This is a genomic window from Rhodococcus sp. YH1, assembly GCF_009939605.1.
Classification (GTDB): Bacteria; Actinomycetota; Actinomycetes; order Mycobacteriales; family Mycobacteriaceae; genus Rhodococcus; species Rhodococcus aetherivorans.
In genome coordinates this window covers 33,612-46,591 of record NZ_WVTE01000225.1, presented here as the reverse complement: position 1 = coordinate 46,591, position 12,980 = coordinate 33,612, and the positions used below count along the sequence as shown (strand labels likewise).

Below are 12,980 nucleotides of genomic sequence, written 5' to 3'. Positions count from 1 at the left end.
AACACCGTCTCGAGGTTCGACGGCGCGCCGGTGGCGATCATGCCGCGGAAGTCGAGTTCCGGGGCCCGCGACGTGGCCAGGCGCGCGGTGTGCAGGGCGGCGTGACCGCCCTGCGACTGGCCGATCACGATCCACCGGTTCGACAGCGAGGGCTCGGCGGCGCGGGCGGCCCGGACGACGTCGACGACGCTGTTCGCGGCACTCGGCCCGTCGAGGTAGGTGTGCAGCCCGTCGCTGCCCAAGCCGGGATAGTCCGAGGCGACCACGGCGTAGCCTCGGGACAGCCAGTGGCCGAGGTATGCCCGGTCGCGGTCGGCGCGCGGGTTGCGCGACGGGGCGCAGTCGTCGCCGATGCCGACGGTGCCGTGCGCCCACGACACGACCGGCCAGCCGCCCGCGGGGGCCTGGCCGGGCGGCAGGTACAGGACACCCGACACGGTGGTCTCCGCACCGGACCGCCACTGGGTGCGGAAGGTCAGCCGCTCGGCCGTGGCCGCACCCGGCACCGACAGCGCACCGGGCAGTGACTCGACCGCGACCACCTCGCCGGGCGCGGGCTGCGCGCCGGCCGTCGCGGGCACGACCAGCCCGGCCGCCACGGCGCCGATGCACGCGAGCGCCCGCAGCCGCCACCCCGTACCCCTCATCGCGCTCCTTCCGTCGTCGGTGCCAGGCGCTCAAGTTAACAGCCGAGCCCGAACGGACGGGACGTTTCGGACACGGCGACGCCGGGCATCTTCCGGGGATGACGACTTCCCCGGCGAGCTCGACGCGACCCCAGGCCACCTCCGCCGACCGGCTCCGCGTCGCAGGCGTCGCCGTGTCGGCGATCGCCGCGGTCGCTCTGTCCTTCCTCGGTTCCGGGGCCGTGGTGGGCACACCGATCTCCGAGGTGGCCGGTGGGGCGCTGTCCGCCGACGCGACGGCGGTGGCGCCGGGCGGTCCGGCGTTCTCGATCTGGTCGGTGATCTACCTGGGCCTGCTGGCGCTCGCGGTGTGGCAGGCCCTGCCCGCGCACCACGCCGACCCTCGCCAGCGGGCGCTCGGCCGGTGGATCGCCGCGTCGATGCTGCTCAACGCCGCGTGGATTCTTGTCGTGCAGCTCGAGCTGCTCGCGCTCAGCGTCGCGGTCATCGTCGCGCTGCTGGCCGTGCTGGTCCGGATCTTCCTCGGCCTGACCCGCACCGCGCCGTCGTCCCGCCTCGAGGGCGTCGTCGTGGACGGCACCATGTTCCTGTACCTGGGCTGGGTGGCGGTGGCCACGGTCGCGAACACCGCGGCGGCGCTGCGCGCCGCGGAGGTCGACCCGTTCGCGCTGGGCGCCGACACCTGGGCGGTGCTCGTCCTGGTCGTGGTCGCCGCGGTGTCGGTGCTCCTCGCCGTCGCCGGGCACGGGCGGCTCGCCGTCGCCGCGGCCATGGCGTGGGGGCTGGTGTGGATCGCGGTGGCCCGCAGCGGCGACACCGGCTTCACCTCCACCCCGGCCGCCGTCGCGGCCGGCGGCGCGGCGGCCGTCGCGCTGCTCTCCGCGGTCGGCGTGCGACTGCGCACCGAGACCGCGCGGCGCCGGCGACCCTAGTGGCCCTCGCGGTCCCGCCGCGCCAGCTCGGCGAACATCGCGTTGTGGGCGGCGAGATCGGCGTCGTCGTCCCGCTCGGCGGCGCGGTCCACCCGTCGCGCGGTGCGCTCGTCGCTGCGCGACCACTGCACCAGCAGGGCCAGCATCACCAGCACCAGCGGGATCTCCCCGGCCGACCAGGCGATGCTGCCGCCCACCTTCTGGTCGGCGAACAGGTCGCTGTTCCAGGCCAGGCCGAGACCGCGGTAGTAGGACTCGGCCATCACCGTGCCCATGCTCATCAGGGTCACACCGAAGAACGCGTGGAACGGCAGCGAGCCGAACACCATCGCCAGCTTCGTCACCGGCGTCACGTCGCGCGGCGACGGGTCCACGCCGATCACGACCCAGTAGAACAGGTAGCCGCTCATCAGGAAGTGCAGGTTCATCAGCACGTGCGCGGCGTGACTGTCGGCGTTGGCCTCGAAGATCCCGCCCAGGTACAGCGCGTAGAAGCCGCCGACGAACATCACCGACGCGACGACCGGATGGGTGAAGAACCGCGACGGCGGGCTGTGCAGGAACGCCAGGAGCCATTCACGCGGGCCGGGGTAGCCGTCGCGGCCCGCCGGTTTGAAGGCCCGCAGCGCCAGGGTCATCGCCCCGCCGAGGGCGAGCAGCACGGGCGCCAGCATCGACATCGCCATGTGGGCGCCCATGTGCACGCTGAACATCGCCGGCGAGTACATGCCCACGCCCGACGACGTGGCGACCAGCAGCACGAAGCAGCCGGAGAACCAGGCGATCGACCGGCCGACGGGCCAGCTGTCGCCGCGCCGGCGCAGCGTCCACAGCCCGATCGCGTAGCCGACCGCGAGAACCAGGGCGATCGTGCCGAAGATCAGGTCGAAGCGCCACGCGCCGAAGAAGAGGGTGCCGACCGTCGGGGGGCCGTCCAGGTTGTAGCCCAGCTCCACCTCGAGCAGCGACGGCACCGTCGCCGGCGGGGGCGGCGGGGTACGGCCCAGCCCCACGGCCAGTCCGACGGTGGCGGCCAGGATGACGGCCTCGACGGCCGCGAACCGGACGAGCGCGCCCCGGTCGTCGGGGTTCGCCTCGAGCGCGGGCAGCGCGCGGCGCCGCTGCATCCATCCGAGGGCGCCCAGGGCGATCAGCGCCAGCGCCTTGGCCAGGACGAGCCGGCCGTAGGTGCTGGTGAGCAACTCGTCGGCCGGCAGCCGCACCGCGGCGTTGACGATGCCGCTCAGGGCCATCACCGCGAAGGCCACCCCGGCGACGAACGAGAACCGGCGGGCGGCGAGGTCGGTGTGCGCGCCGCGGCGCCACCCGTGGGCGAGCAGGGCGAACAGGCCGCCCGCCCACACCGCCGCCGCGACCAGGTGCAGCACCAGGCTGTTGGTGGCCATGTCGTGCGATCCGCCCGACGACGAGTGCCCCGTCAGGGCCAGCGGCATCAGCGTCACCAGGGACAGCAGGAGCAGGTACGGCACCCACGACCAGCGCACCGCGGCGCGGATCAGCACCGCCAGGATCAGGGCGAGCGCCGCCGTCCACGCCCACGCGAGCGCGGTGTCGATCTGCCCGATCGCACCCCACAGGTTCTCCGGCTTCAGCGCCTCGGCCAGCGGCTGCCCGGATGTGTCGGACAGGGTCAGCGGCACCAGCACCGCCGAGCAGAACGCCCAGATCAGGGCGGCGGCGCCCGCGGTGCGCACGGCCCTGTAGCCGTCCACGTCGAGCACCCCGCTGCGCTGCGGCGGCACCAGGAACGCGGCGAAGAACAGCGAACCGAACGCGGCGACGGCCGCGACCTCCGCGATCGCCCGCACCGCGGGCAGCCCGTAGGTGGTGAGCGGACCGGGGTCGGGGATGCCCAGCAGCACCAGCGCCTGCGCGGCGGACAGGCCGACCACAATCGGCGCGACGACCGCGGCGACGAGCCCGAGGAGGACGTACAGTGCCGACGTGTTGCGCCGCCCGGCCGGCGGCGAGGACGTCGGCGCGGCCGACGCGAGCTCGGGTGATGCCATACCTAACAGGGTAGGACCTCGACGAGCGCCGCTACGACGGGCCGTCGGAGACGTGCGCCACCCGGCCGGCAGCCGGGTCGAGATCGAACGCCGCGCGCAGGGCATCGAGGGTGTCGGCCGCCAGCAGGGCGTCGCAGTGCGGCAGCGCCGCCGCCATCGGCCCGGTGTCGGGACGGTACCCGGGCCGGCCGGCCCGCGGGTTGAGCCAGATCAGCCGGTGTGCGCGGCGGCGCACCCGCGCGACGGCCCGGCCGAGGGCCTGCGGATCGTCGCTGTCCCACCCGTCGGAGGCGACGAACACGACGGCGCCGCGCAGCAGGTTGCCGTGGTGGGAGGCGAGCAACGCCTCGAGGCTGCCGGCGATGTGGGTGCCGCCGTAGCGGTCGACGACCGTGTCGTTGGCGCGGGCGACCGCGTGCTCGGCGGAGCGGTGCGCCAGGGTCGCGGTGAGCCGGGTCAGGCTCGTGGAGAACGCGAACACCTCGGCGTCGCCGGCGCGCACCGCGGCCCGCATCAGGTGCAGGTAGATGTCGGCGTAGCCGTGCATGGAGCGGCTCACGTCGCACAGCACCACGATCCGGCGCGGACGGCGGATCGGGCGGGCGCGGCGCAGGCGCACCAGTTCGAACCCGGTGTGCCGGGACGCGTCGAGGGTGGCGCGCACGTCGAGGCGGCCGTGGTGGTGCGGCGTGCGGCGGCGGCCGAGGCGCCGCGGCCAGCGCACCCGGGCCTGCTCGAGCCACTGTCCCAGGGTGCGCAGGTCCTCGGGCCGCAGGTCGGCGAACGGCTGGTCGGCGCGGATCTCGACGGGGCTCGGGGCCCACGGCCCGGGCCGGACCGTCTCGGGCGGTTCGCCGGACCGGCGCGGCCTGCGGGTGTGCCACGGCACGCCCGGCTGCGGCGACGCCGGCGCCGGGTTCGGCGCCGCACCCTGCACGACGGCGTCGCCGGCACCGACCGTCCCGTCGGGGCCGGTGCGGCGGGCGTGCGGGTCGACGGCGAGGACCTGGTGGTCGAAGACCTCGGCGAACACGGCGTCGAACGCCGCGAGCGCGTCCTGCCGATCGACGAGGGCCACCCGCGCGGTCCAGTACAGCCGGCTGCGGGTGCGCGGCGGGTACAGCCGCAGCGCCCGCACCAAGGTCGCGGCGGCGGTCGCGGCGACGGGCACGCCGGCGCGGCGCAACCGGTCGGTGAGCGCCACGGTGAACGCGGCGAGGTCGACGCCGCGCAGCAGCAGCGCGGTGCTCACGCCCGGTACTCCTCGTACTCGGCACGGATCGTGGTCCGGTCGTCGGGGGTCTTGGCGAGCGCGGTCAGCGTCGCCACCGCGCCCGGGTGGACCAGATCCCCCACCCCGAGCGCGACGAGCGCGGACACCCAGTCGATGGTCTCGGCGATGCCCGGCGCCTTGTCCAGGTCCAGCCGGCGCACGGAGGCGACGAAGTCGGCGGCCGATTCGACGAGCGCGAGGTTCGCGGCGGGGACGGTGCGGCGCAGGATCGCGACGGCGCGGTCCCGGTCCGGGTAGTCGATCCAGTGGTAGAGGCAGCGCCGGCGCAGCGCGTCGTGCAGGTCGCGGCTGCGGTTGGAGGTGAGCACGACGATCGGGGGCCGCACGGCGGTGAGGGTGCCCAGTTCGGGGATCGTGACGGAGAACTCGCCGAGGAACTCGAGCAGCAGCGCCTCGAACTCGTCGTCGGCCCGGTCGATCTCGTCTATGAGCAGTACCGGCGCGGTGGGGCCGCGGTGCCGCACGCAGCGCAGCACCGGCCGCTCGAGCAGGAACTCCTCGGTGTAGAGGTCGGCCTCGCTCAGACTCTCACCCCGGGTCTCGGCGAGCCGGATCGCGAGCAGTTGCCGCTGGTAGTTCCAGTCGTAGAGGGCCTCGCTCGCGGCGAGGCCCTCGTAGCACTGCAGCCGGATCAGCTCGGTGCCCACGGCGGCGGCGAGGGCCTTGGCGGCGGTGGTCTTGCCGACGCCGGGCTCGCCCTCGAGCAGCAGCGGCCGGCCGAGCTCCACCGCGAGATACAGGGCGGTGGCGGTGCCCTCGTCGAGCAGGTAGTCCTGGTCGTCGAACCGGCGGATGACGTCGTCGACGCCGCCGAACACGCTCATCGGCCGGCTCCCGGGGCCGGTCCCGTCACGAACACGCGGCGTGTTCCTTCTGGTAGGTGCGGCGGCAGCCCGGGCAGCAGAACCACACGTCCGCGCCGGCGTCGGTCAGGTGCGGGGTGTCGGCGGTGACGGTGACGGTCATCCCGCACACGGGGTCCACCGCGGTGTGCGGCGGCGCGGCCGGCGCGACGGGCGCACCGAGGCCCTCGCGGCGGATCGCCTGCACCAGTTCGGCGACGATCGACAGCCCGATCTCCGCGGCGGTGCGCGCACCGATGTCGAGACCCGCGGGGGTGTGCACGCGGGCCCGTTCGTCGGGGCGCACCTCGGCCTGCGCGAGCACGTCGGCGCCGCGCCGCCGGCTGGCGACGAGGCCGACGTAGCCGATGCCGGCGTCGAGGGCGGCCCGGATCATCCCGGCCTCCTCGCCGCCGAGGCTCGCGACGACGACGGCGGTGGCGTCGGCGTCGGGGGCGGCGCCCGGGCCGGGGCGGGTGACGGCGAAGTCGAGCCGCGCGGCGATGTCCGCGACGGCCTCGGCCACCGGCGTCGACCCGGAGACGACGAGGATCGGGGTGGGCAGTTGCGGCTCGAGGAAGATCTCCGTCGCGCCGCCGGACAGGCACGGGTTGACCGCGACGGTCGCCCCCGGAGTGTCCGGGAAGGTCTGCGTCGCGCCGGGCAGGACCCGCAGCAGGATGCTTTCCCCCGTGTTCAGGGCCTGCCGCGCGGCGTCGCGCACCGAGGTCTCGGTGCACTGGCCGCCGACGAAGCCCTCGATCGTGCCGTCGTCGAGCACCAGCGCGCAGTCGCCGGCGCGGGCGGACGTCGGCCGCTGGGCGCGCACCACCGTGGCGCGGACGAACGCCCGTCGCCGGCGGGTCAGTTCCGCGGCGCGCACCGTCAGATCCATGTGGCTCTCCCTGGTTCGGGCCGGTCGGTCAGATCGGCGGGGTGGGCCGGCCCTGCATCGCCTCCCACACCCGCGACGGGGTCAGCGGCATGTCGGCGTGCCGCACCCCGAAGGGGCGCAGCGCGTCGACGACGGCGTTGACCACCGCGGGCGGCGAGCCGACGGTCGCGGACTCGCCGATGCCCTTCGCGCCGATCGGGTGGTGCGGCGACGGGGTGACGGTGAAGCCGGTCTCGAAGTGGGGCACCTCCATCGCCGTGGGGATCAGGTAGTCCATGAGCGAGCCGCCGAGGCAGTTACCGTCCTCGTCGAACTCGATCATCTCCATCAGTGCCATGCCGATGCCGTCGACGATGCCGCCGTGCACCTGCCCCTCGATGATCATCGGGTTGATGCGGGTGCCGCAGTCATCGACGGCGAGGAACCGGCGCACCGTCACCTCCGCCGTCCCGGGATCGATGTCGACGACGCAGAAGTACGCCCCGTACGGGTAGGTGAGATTCTCGGGGTTGTAGCAGATCTGCGCCTCGAGTCCGCCCTCGACGCCCTCGGGCAGATCGCCGGCGCCGTGCGCCCGCATCGCGATGTCCTGAATGGTCACCGACGCGGTCGGATCGCCCTTGACGTGGAAGGCGCCCTTGACCCAGTCGAGGTCGGCGACGGACACCTCGAGCATGCCGGAGGCGATGATCCGGGCCTTGTCGCGCACCTTGCGGGCGACGAGGGCGGCGGCCGCGCCGGAGACCGGGGTGGACCGGCTGCCGTACGTGCCGAGACCGAACGGGGTGTTGTCGGTGTCACCGTGCACGACGTCGATGTCCTCGGGTGGGATGCCCAGTTCCTCGGCGACGATCTGCGCGAACGTGGTCTCGTGGCCCTGCCCCTGGGTCTGTACCGACAGCCGCACCACCGCCTTGCCGGTGGGGTGCACGCGCAGTTCGCAGCCGTCGGCCATGCCGAGGCCGAGGATGTCCATGTCCTTGCGGGGGCCGGCGCCGACGGCCTCGGTGAAGAACGCCACGCCGATGCCCATCAGCTCGCCACGCGCGCGGCGTTCGGCCTGCTCGCGGCGCAGTTCGTCGTAGCCGACCATCTCCACGGCCTTGCGCAGGGTGGTTTCGTAGTCGCCGGAGTCGTATTTCCAACCGGTCTTGCTCGTGTACGGGAACTGTTCGGGGCGAAGCAGATTCCGCAGCCGCAGCTGCACCGGATCCAGCTCGAGGTCGTAGGCGAGGCAGTCCACGAGCCGCTCGACGAGGTAGACGGCCTCGGTGATGCGGAACGAGCACGCGTAGGCCACGCCGCCGGGCGCCTTGTTGGTGTAGACGGCGGTCATGTGACAGTAGGCGGCCTCGATGTCGTAGCTGCCGGTGAACACCCCGAAGAACCCGGCCGGGTACTTCACCGGGGCGGCGGTGCCGTTGAACGCGCCGTGGTCGGCGAGGACCTGGGTGCGGATCGCGAGGATCTTTCCCTCCCGGGTCGCGGCGATCTCGCCGACCATCACGTAGTCGCGCGCGAAGCCGGTGCTCACCAGGTTCTCGCTGCGGTCCTCCATCCACTTGACCGGCTTGCCGGTCACGAGCGAGGCGACGATCGCGCAGACGTACCCGGGATAGATGGGCACCTTGTTGCCGAACCCGCCGCCGATGTCCGGGGCGATCACCCGGATCTTGTGTTCGGGCAGACCGGCGACGAGGGCGTAGAGGGTGCGGTGGGCGTGCGGCGCCTGACTGGTCGACCAGAGCGTGAGCTTGCCGCTGATACGGTCGTAATCGGCCACGGCGCCACAGGTTTCCATGGGCGCCGGGTGCACGCGGGGATAGACCATCTCCTGCCGGGCGATCACGTCGGCCTTCGCGAACGCGGCCTCGGTGGCGGCGGCGTCCCCCGTTTCCCAGTCGAAGCAGTGATTGTCGGTCTTGCCCTCGAGGTCGGTGCGGATCACGGGCGCCTCGGGCGCGAGCGCGCGGCGGACGTCGACGACCGGGTCGAGGATGTCGTACTCGACGTCGATGAGCTCGAGGGCGTCGCGCGCCGAGTAGCGGTCGTCGGCGACGACGAAGGCGACCTCCTGGCCCTGGAAGCGAACCTTGTCGGTGGCGAGGACGGCCTGGACGTCGTTGGACAGGGTCGGCATCCATGCCAGGCCCTTGTCCGCGAGGTCGGCGCCGGTGACGACGGCCCTCACCTTCGGGTGGGCCTGCGCGGCGGTGGTGTCGATGCCGAGGATCTTCGCGTGGGCCACGGGTGAGCGCAGGATCGCCAGGTGCAGCATGCCCGGCAGCTGCACGTCGTCGACGAAGCGGCCGTGGCCGCGGATGAAACGCGGGTCCTCCTTGCGCAGCATGCGCCCGTGACCGCACGGCTTCTTGTCGTTGTCGACGGTGTCGAGCAGCTCGGGGGTGGGGTCGACGGCGGTCATGACGGCGCCTTCTCGGTGACGGGGTGCTCGGCGGCCCAGCGGATGGACCGCACGATGGTGGTGTAGCCGGTGCAGCGGCAGATCTGCCCGGAGATCGCCTCGCGGATGGTCTGCTCGTCGGGGTCCGGGTTGCGGTCGAGCAGGGCCCGGGCGGTGATCATCATGCCGGGGGTGCAGAAGCCGCACTGCAACCCGTGGCAGCGCATGAAGCCCTCCTGCACGGGGTCGAGCACGCCGTCGCGCTCGAGTCCCTCGACCGTGCGCACGTCGTGGCCGCTCGCCATGACGGCGAGCATGGTGCACGACTTGACGGGCTCGCCGTCGACCGCGACGACGCAGGTGCCGCAATTGCTGGTATCGCAGCCCCAGTGCGTGCCGGTCAGGCCGAGGTGATCGCGCAGGAAGTGGACGAGCAGCAGCCGCGGTTCCACCTCGGCACTGACCTCGTCACCGTTGACGGTCATCGAAACACGCATCGGGTCAACCCCTTTCGGAGGTGGTGAGCCGCTCGACGGCGCGCCGCAGGGTGCGCACCGTGAGTTCCGCGGCGAGGTGGCGTTTGTAGTCGACGGTGCCGCGCTGGTCCGCGACCGGGTCGCTGGCGGCGGCGGCGAGTTCGCCGGCCTCGCGGTAGAGGTCCTCGGACGGCGTCGCGCCGCGCAGCCGATCGGAGATGCCGGCCAAAGCCTGCGGGTCCGCCCGGAGCGCGGTGAGACCGACGCGGGCGTCGTCGATGGCCCCGTCACCCATCCACACCGCGGCGCCGGCCGCGGCGATCGCCCAGTCCCCCGTTCGTCGCTCGACCTTGGCGTAGGCGCTCGACCCGCGGCCCCGTCGCGGCAGCCGGACCTCGACGAGCAGTTCGTTGGGGGCGGCGGTCGTCTCGTAGGGGCCGAGATGGAACTCCTCCATCGTCAGCGTCCGGCTGCCGTGCGGACCGCGCAGCACGACCGAGGCGTCGAGGACGTCGCACACGGTGGACAGGTCCTCGGCGGGGTCGGCCTGGCACAGCGACCCGCCGATCGTGCCGCGGTTGCGCACGACGGGATCGGCGATGACCCGTTCGGCGTCGCGGAAGATCGGGAAGATCTCGGCGAGCGCCTCGCTTTCGAGGAGTTCGCGGTGCCGCGCCAGCGCGCCGATCCGCACGACGTCGGGCTCGACGGCGATGTAGCCGAGCTCGCCGGCCAGGTCGTTGATGTCGATCAGGCATTCGGGGGCGGCGAGCCGCAGTTTCATCATCGGCAGGAGACTGTGCCCGCCCGCGACGACCCGGGCTTCCTCGCCGCGTTCGTCGAGGAGTGCGATGGCGTGATCGATGCCGGTGGCGCGCTCGTATTCGAAAGCCGAAGGTATTTGCATGTGGCATACCTCACATTTCAGCTACCTACGGAGTGTATGCCCGCGCTTGCGGCGCGACGGGCGGATTCGCCGCCCGATAGATTCGGACGCACACACCCGGCCGGAAGGACGTCTGCCCGAATGAACGAGATCCGCACCTCCGTCGTCGCGGTCGGGCCGCTGCAGGGCTACCTCGCGGCGCCCCGGGACGGCAGCGGCGTGGGCATGGTGCTGCTGCCGATGATCACCGGAATCGGCGCGCAGGTGCGCGAGTACGCCGAGGACATCGCAGCCACCGGGATCACCGCGCTGGTGTGGGATCCGTTCCACGGCCCGAACGCCGACGACACCCCGAGGGAACGCCTCTACGAACTCATGAACGGCCTCGACGACGATGCCGCGCTCGCCGAGATCCGCGGGCTGACCGACCACCTGCTGGGCGAGCTCGGCGCCGAACGCGTCGGCGTGCTCGGTTATTGCCTCGGCGGGCGCCTCGCGCTGCTCGCCGGCGCGCGCGACGAGCGGCTTGCGAACGTGATCGCCTACCATCCGTCGATCCCGGCCGTCCCGGCCGCGAACCACACTCACGACACCGTCGCCGACGCCGCGCGCATCGCCGCACCGGTGATGGTGCTGCACGCCGGCGCCGACACGATCATGACGGCCGACGTGTTCGCCGACCTGCAGCGGTCGCTGCTGTCCCGCACCTCGGGCGCGACGATCGTGCACGTCTACCCCGGCGCCGAACACGGCTTCAGCACCCGCGCCCGGCACGGCAACCCTGTCAACGCCGACGCGTACGCCCTGTCGTGGCCGCAGGCGCTGAACTTCATGGCGCAGACCCTCGCCGCGGGCCGCCGGTGAGGGCCGCCGCGGCGAACGGTTAAGATTCTGGCCGCGCCTCCGTAGCTCAGCTGGATAGAGCAAGAGCCTTCTAATCTCTAGGTCGCAGGTTCGAGTCCTGCCGGGGGCACTGGGACACTGCCGGCCTCCGGCCGGGGTGCGCCTGCAGGGTTCGAACAAGATCGACGAAGGCGCACCACACTCCACTCAGCGCCCGTAAGCACTGCACGGAGATCTCGCGTCCTCGCGGGGCCGGCCACGTCCCACCATCGGCGCGACAGGTCAGGCGAGACCGGTGAGATGTTCGGCGATCGTCCAGAAACGTCCGGCCTGGGCAACGTCGTGGGACTGCGCGCTGGAGTCGATTTCGTGACACTCGCCGAAGAACTTTCCGCCCACCCCGTCGAGCGACGGGTCGACCGCCGTGAACACCAGCGAATCGGTGGCCGCATCGACGGACGTGGCGAAGGGCATGTGCGGCAACACGTGCGCCATGATCAGCCGCATCAGACCGCGGGTGCTCGCAGCAGCGGTGGTGGGCACGAAACCGGGACACACGGCGTTCGCAGTGATCGGCCGCCCGGCGAGGCGGCGCTGGAGCTCGTAGGTGAACCACATCACCGCCAGCTTGGAATTCTTGTATGCCCGCTCGGGGTTGTAGCCGTGCTCGAGCTGGACGTCGGCGAAGTCGAAGTCCACCGGCGCTCCGCGGGAGCCGGGCAGGTGCAGCCGCGAGCCGACGGTGACCACACGCGCCGACGGGCTGCGCTCGAGTGCGGGCAGGAGCAGGGCGGTGAGCAGGAACGGAGCCAGGACGTTGACGGCGAGGGTCTCCTCGCACCCGTCGACGGTGAGCCGGCGTTCCTTGCTCGTCTGCAGGATGCCGGCGACATGCAGCAGCACGTCGATCGGTTCGCCCCGCTCGGCTTCCGCGACGCCGAAGAACCGGACCTGCTCCAGAGAAGACAGATCGACCCAGCGCGGCTCGACCCGAGCGTCGGGATCCGTCCGCTGGATCGCTTCGGTTGCGTCCTCCGCGGCAGCGCGGGTTCGCGCGGTGAGCAGGACGCGATGTCCCCGAGCGGCGAGCTTCTCGGCCGTGGCCCGGCCGAGCCCCCGCCCTCCTCCGGTGACGAGCACGGTCTTGCTCATATGCCCGGTTCTTCCGTTCCTGCACCGGGCACCGGCGGACCGGACGCGAACGACCGGCCGGCAGCGTGCACGCGCTCGCCGAGCCGGGCGAGGATCGGGCGTTGCCCCTTCACGAGCTTGATGGCCGCGACGGCGGGCGGAAACCAGCGAGCGTCGTCCACCTCGGGAAAGCTCTGCACCTTTCCGGACCGCGGCGGCCACTCCAGGTCGAAGGTGTTGCTGCCGACGAAGGCCAGATCGTCGGCGGTCTCACCGGCGTAGACGGTGACGATCTTGCCGGAGGGCTGCTTGAACCGCCCGAGCATCTCGTAGTTCACCTGGGGCGCGGGCATCCCGCATTCTTCCTCGAACTCTCGCAAGGCCACGGCGAACGGGTCTTCGTCGTCGCCGTAGACCCCCTTGGGGATCGACCAGGCCGCCTCGTCCTTGCCGACCCAGTACGGCCCGCCCGGGTGCACGATCCACACCTCGAGCACGCCGTCGGCGTCGATCCGGTACAGCAGAAGGCCGGCGCTGGTCACTGCCATCGCTCCCCCTTCCCGTCGCCGTACGCTCCCGCCCCACACGGTAGTTCTTCCG

The 12,980-nt window shown here is 72.5% G+C and carries 12 protein-coding genes and 1 tRNA gene; 3 read left to right on the top strand and 10 right to left on the bottom strand.

The features are described from left to right. Positions 1-647, bottom strand: a 647-nt coding sequence (locus AIIKEEIJ_RS19155) for an alpha/beta hydrolase family protein (RefSeq protein ID WP_274387067.1), incomplete at its 3' end; no start/stop codon positions are given. A gap of 98 nt (positions 648-745) precedes the next feature. On the opposite strand from AIIKEEIJ_RS19155, the gene AIIKEEIJ_RS19150 reads away from it, so the two are divergent. Beyond that, positions 746-1,579: a tryptophan-rich sensory protein gene (locus AIIKEEIJ_RS19150; protein WP_161996354.1), complete on the top strand. Its 834-nt coding sequence runs from the start codon at positions 746-748 to the stop codon at positions 1,577-1,579. Here AIIKEEIJ_RS19150 and AIIKEEIJ_RS19145 read toward each other — a convergent pair. The 7 genes from AIIKEEIJ_RS19145 to AIIKEEIJ_RS19115 are packed head-to-tail and all read right to left on the bottom strand — an operon-like array spanning position 1,576 to position 10,427. Further along, positions 1,576-3,609, bottom strand: coding sequence for a cytochrome c oxidase assembly protein (locus AIIKEEIJ_RS19145; protein WP_161996353.1), 2,034 nt, complete (start codon positions 3,607-3,609; stop codon positions 1,576-1,578). The genes AIIKEEIJ_RS19150 and AIIKEEIJ_RS19145 overlap by 4 nt on opposite strands. 31 nt (positions 3,610-3,640) lie before the next feature. Then, positions 3,641-4,861, bottom strand: coding sequence for a VWA domain-containing protein (locus tag AIIKEEIJ_RS19140; RefSeq protein ID WP_161996352.1), 1,221 nt, complete (start codon positions 4,859-4,861; stop codon positions 3,641-3,643). Then, a complete protein-coding gene (locus AIIKEEIJ_RS19135) occupies positions 4,858-5,727 on the bottom strand; it encodes an AAA family ATPase (RefSeq protein ID WP_065922679.1) in 870 nt (289 codons plus the stop codon). Before AIIKEEIJ_RS19135 ends, AIIKEEIJ_RS19140 begins: the two co-directional genes overlap by 4 nt. Before the next feature lie 25 nt (positions 5,728-5,752). Continuing rightward, positions 5,753-6,640, bottom strand: coding sequence for an XdhC family protein (locus AIIKEEIJ_RS19130; RefSeq protein WP_161996351.1), 888 nt, complete (start codon positions 6,638-6,640; stop codon positions 5,753-5,755). A 28-nt stretch (positions 6,641-6,668) separates the two neighbouring features. Then, positions 6,669-9,065, bottom strand: coding sequence for an aerobic carbon-monoxide dehydrogenase large subunit (locus AIIKEEIJ_RS19125; protein ID WP_043798973.1), 2,397 nt, complete (start codon positions 9,063-9,065; stop codon positions 6,669-6,671). Beyond that, positions 9,062-9,541 carry a (2Fe-2S)-binding protein gene (locus tag AIIKEEIJ_RS19120; protein WP_006946620.1) on the bottom strand — a complete coding sequence of 160 codons (480 nt, stop codon included), beginning with the start codon at positions 9,539-9,541 and terminating at the stop codon, positions 9,062-9,064. The genes AIIKEEIJ_RS19125 and AIIKEEIJ_RS19120 overlap by 4 nt, the downstream gene beginning before the upstream one ends. Positions 9,542-9,545: 4 nt before the next feature. Further along, positions 9,546-10,427, bottom strand: coding sequence for an FAD binding domain-containing protein (locus AIIKEEIJ_RS19115; protein WP_161996350.1), 882 nt, complete (start codon positions 10,425-10,427; stop codon positions 9,546-9,548). 120 nt (positions 10,428-10,547) lie between these two features. Between AIIKEEIJ_RS19115 and AIIKEEIJ_RS19110 the strand changes: the two genes are divergently transcribed. Then, a complete protein-coding gene (locus tag AIIKEEIJ_RS19110; RefSeq protein WP_029543048.1) occupies positions 10,548-11,270 on the top strand; it encodes a dienelactone hydrolase family protein in 723 nt (240 codons plus the stop codon). A gap of 35 nt (positions 11,271-11,305) precedes the next feature. Continuing rightward, positions 11,306-11,379 (top strand) — tRNA-Arg (locus AIIKEEIJ_RS19105). A 152-nt stretch (positions 11,380-11,531) separates the two neighbouring features. Here the strand turns inward: AIIKEEIJ_RS19105 and AIIKEEIJ_RS19100 are convergent. Both AIIKEEIJ_RS19100 and AIIKEEIJ_RS19095 read right to left on the bottom strand, forming a co-directional pair. Then, positions 11,532-12,401 carry an SDR family NAD(P)-dependent oxidoreductase gene (locus AIIKEEIJ_RS19100; protein WP_161996349.1) on the bottom strand — a complete coding sequence of 290 codons (870 nt, stop codon included), beginning with the start codon at positions 12,399-12,401 and terminating at the stop codon, positions 11,532-11,534. Continuing rightward, positions 12,398-12,928 carry an NUDIX domain-containing protein gene (locus AIIKEEIJ_RS19095; RefSeq protein ID WP_044476531.1) on the bottom strand — a complete coding sequence of 177 codons (531 nt, stop codon included), beginning with the start codon at positions 12,926-12,928 and terminating at the stop codon, positions 12,398-12,400. The genes AIIKEEIJ_RS19100 and AIIKEEIJ_RS19095 overlap by 4 nt, the downstream gene beginning before the upstream one ends. Positions 12,929-12,980: the final 52 nt, after the last annotated feature.

Coding starts and splice junctions, on each gene's coding strand:
- AIIKEEIJ_RS19150 (WP_161996354.1), top strand. CDS start 746: ATGACGACTTCCCCGGCGAGCTCGACGCGACCCCAGGCCACCTCCGCC.
- AIIKEEIJ_RS19145 (WP_161996353.1), bottom strand. CDS start 3,609: ATGGCATCACCCGAGCTCGCGTCGGCCGCGCCGACGTCCTCGCCGCCG.
- AIIKEEIJ_RS19135 (WP_065922679.1), bottom strand. CDS start 5,727: ATGAGCGTGTTCGGCGGCGTCGACGACGTCATCCGCCGGTTCGACGAC.
- AIIKEEIJ_RS19130 (WP_161996351.1), bottom strand. CDS start 6,640: ATGGATCTGACGGTGCGCGCCGCGGAACTGACCCGCCGGCGACGGGCG.
- AIIKEEIJ_RS19125 (WP_043798973.1), bottom strand. CDS start 9,065: ATGACCGCCGTCGACCCCACCCCCGAGCTGCTCGACACCGTCGACAAC.
- AIIKEEIJ_RS19120 (WP_006946620.1), bottom strand. CDS start 9,541: ATGCGTGTTTCGATGACCGTCAACGGTGACGAGGTCAGTGCCGAGGTG.
- AIIKEEIJ_RS19115 (WP_161996350.1), bottom strand. CDS start 10,427: ATGCAAATACCTTCGGCTTTCGAATACGAGCGCGCCACCGGCATCGAT.
- AIIKEEIJ_RS19110 (WP_029543048.1), top strand. CDS start 10,548: ATGAACGAGATCCGCACCTCCGTCGTCGCGGTCGGGCCGCTGCAGGGC.
- AIIKEEIJ_RS19100 (WP_161996349.1), bottom strand. CDS start 12,401: ATGAGCAAGACCGTGCTCGTCACCGGAGGAGGGCGGGGGCTCGGCCGG.
- AIIKEEIJ_RS19095 (WP_044476531.1), bottom strand. CDS start 12,928: ATGGCAGTGACCAGCGCCGGCCTTCTGCTGTACCGGATCGACGCCGAC.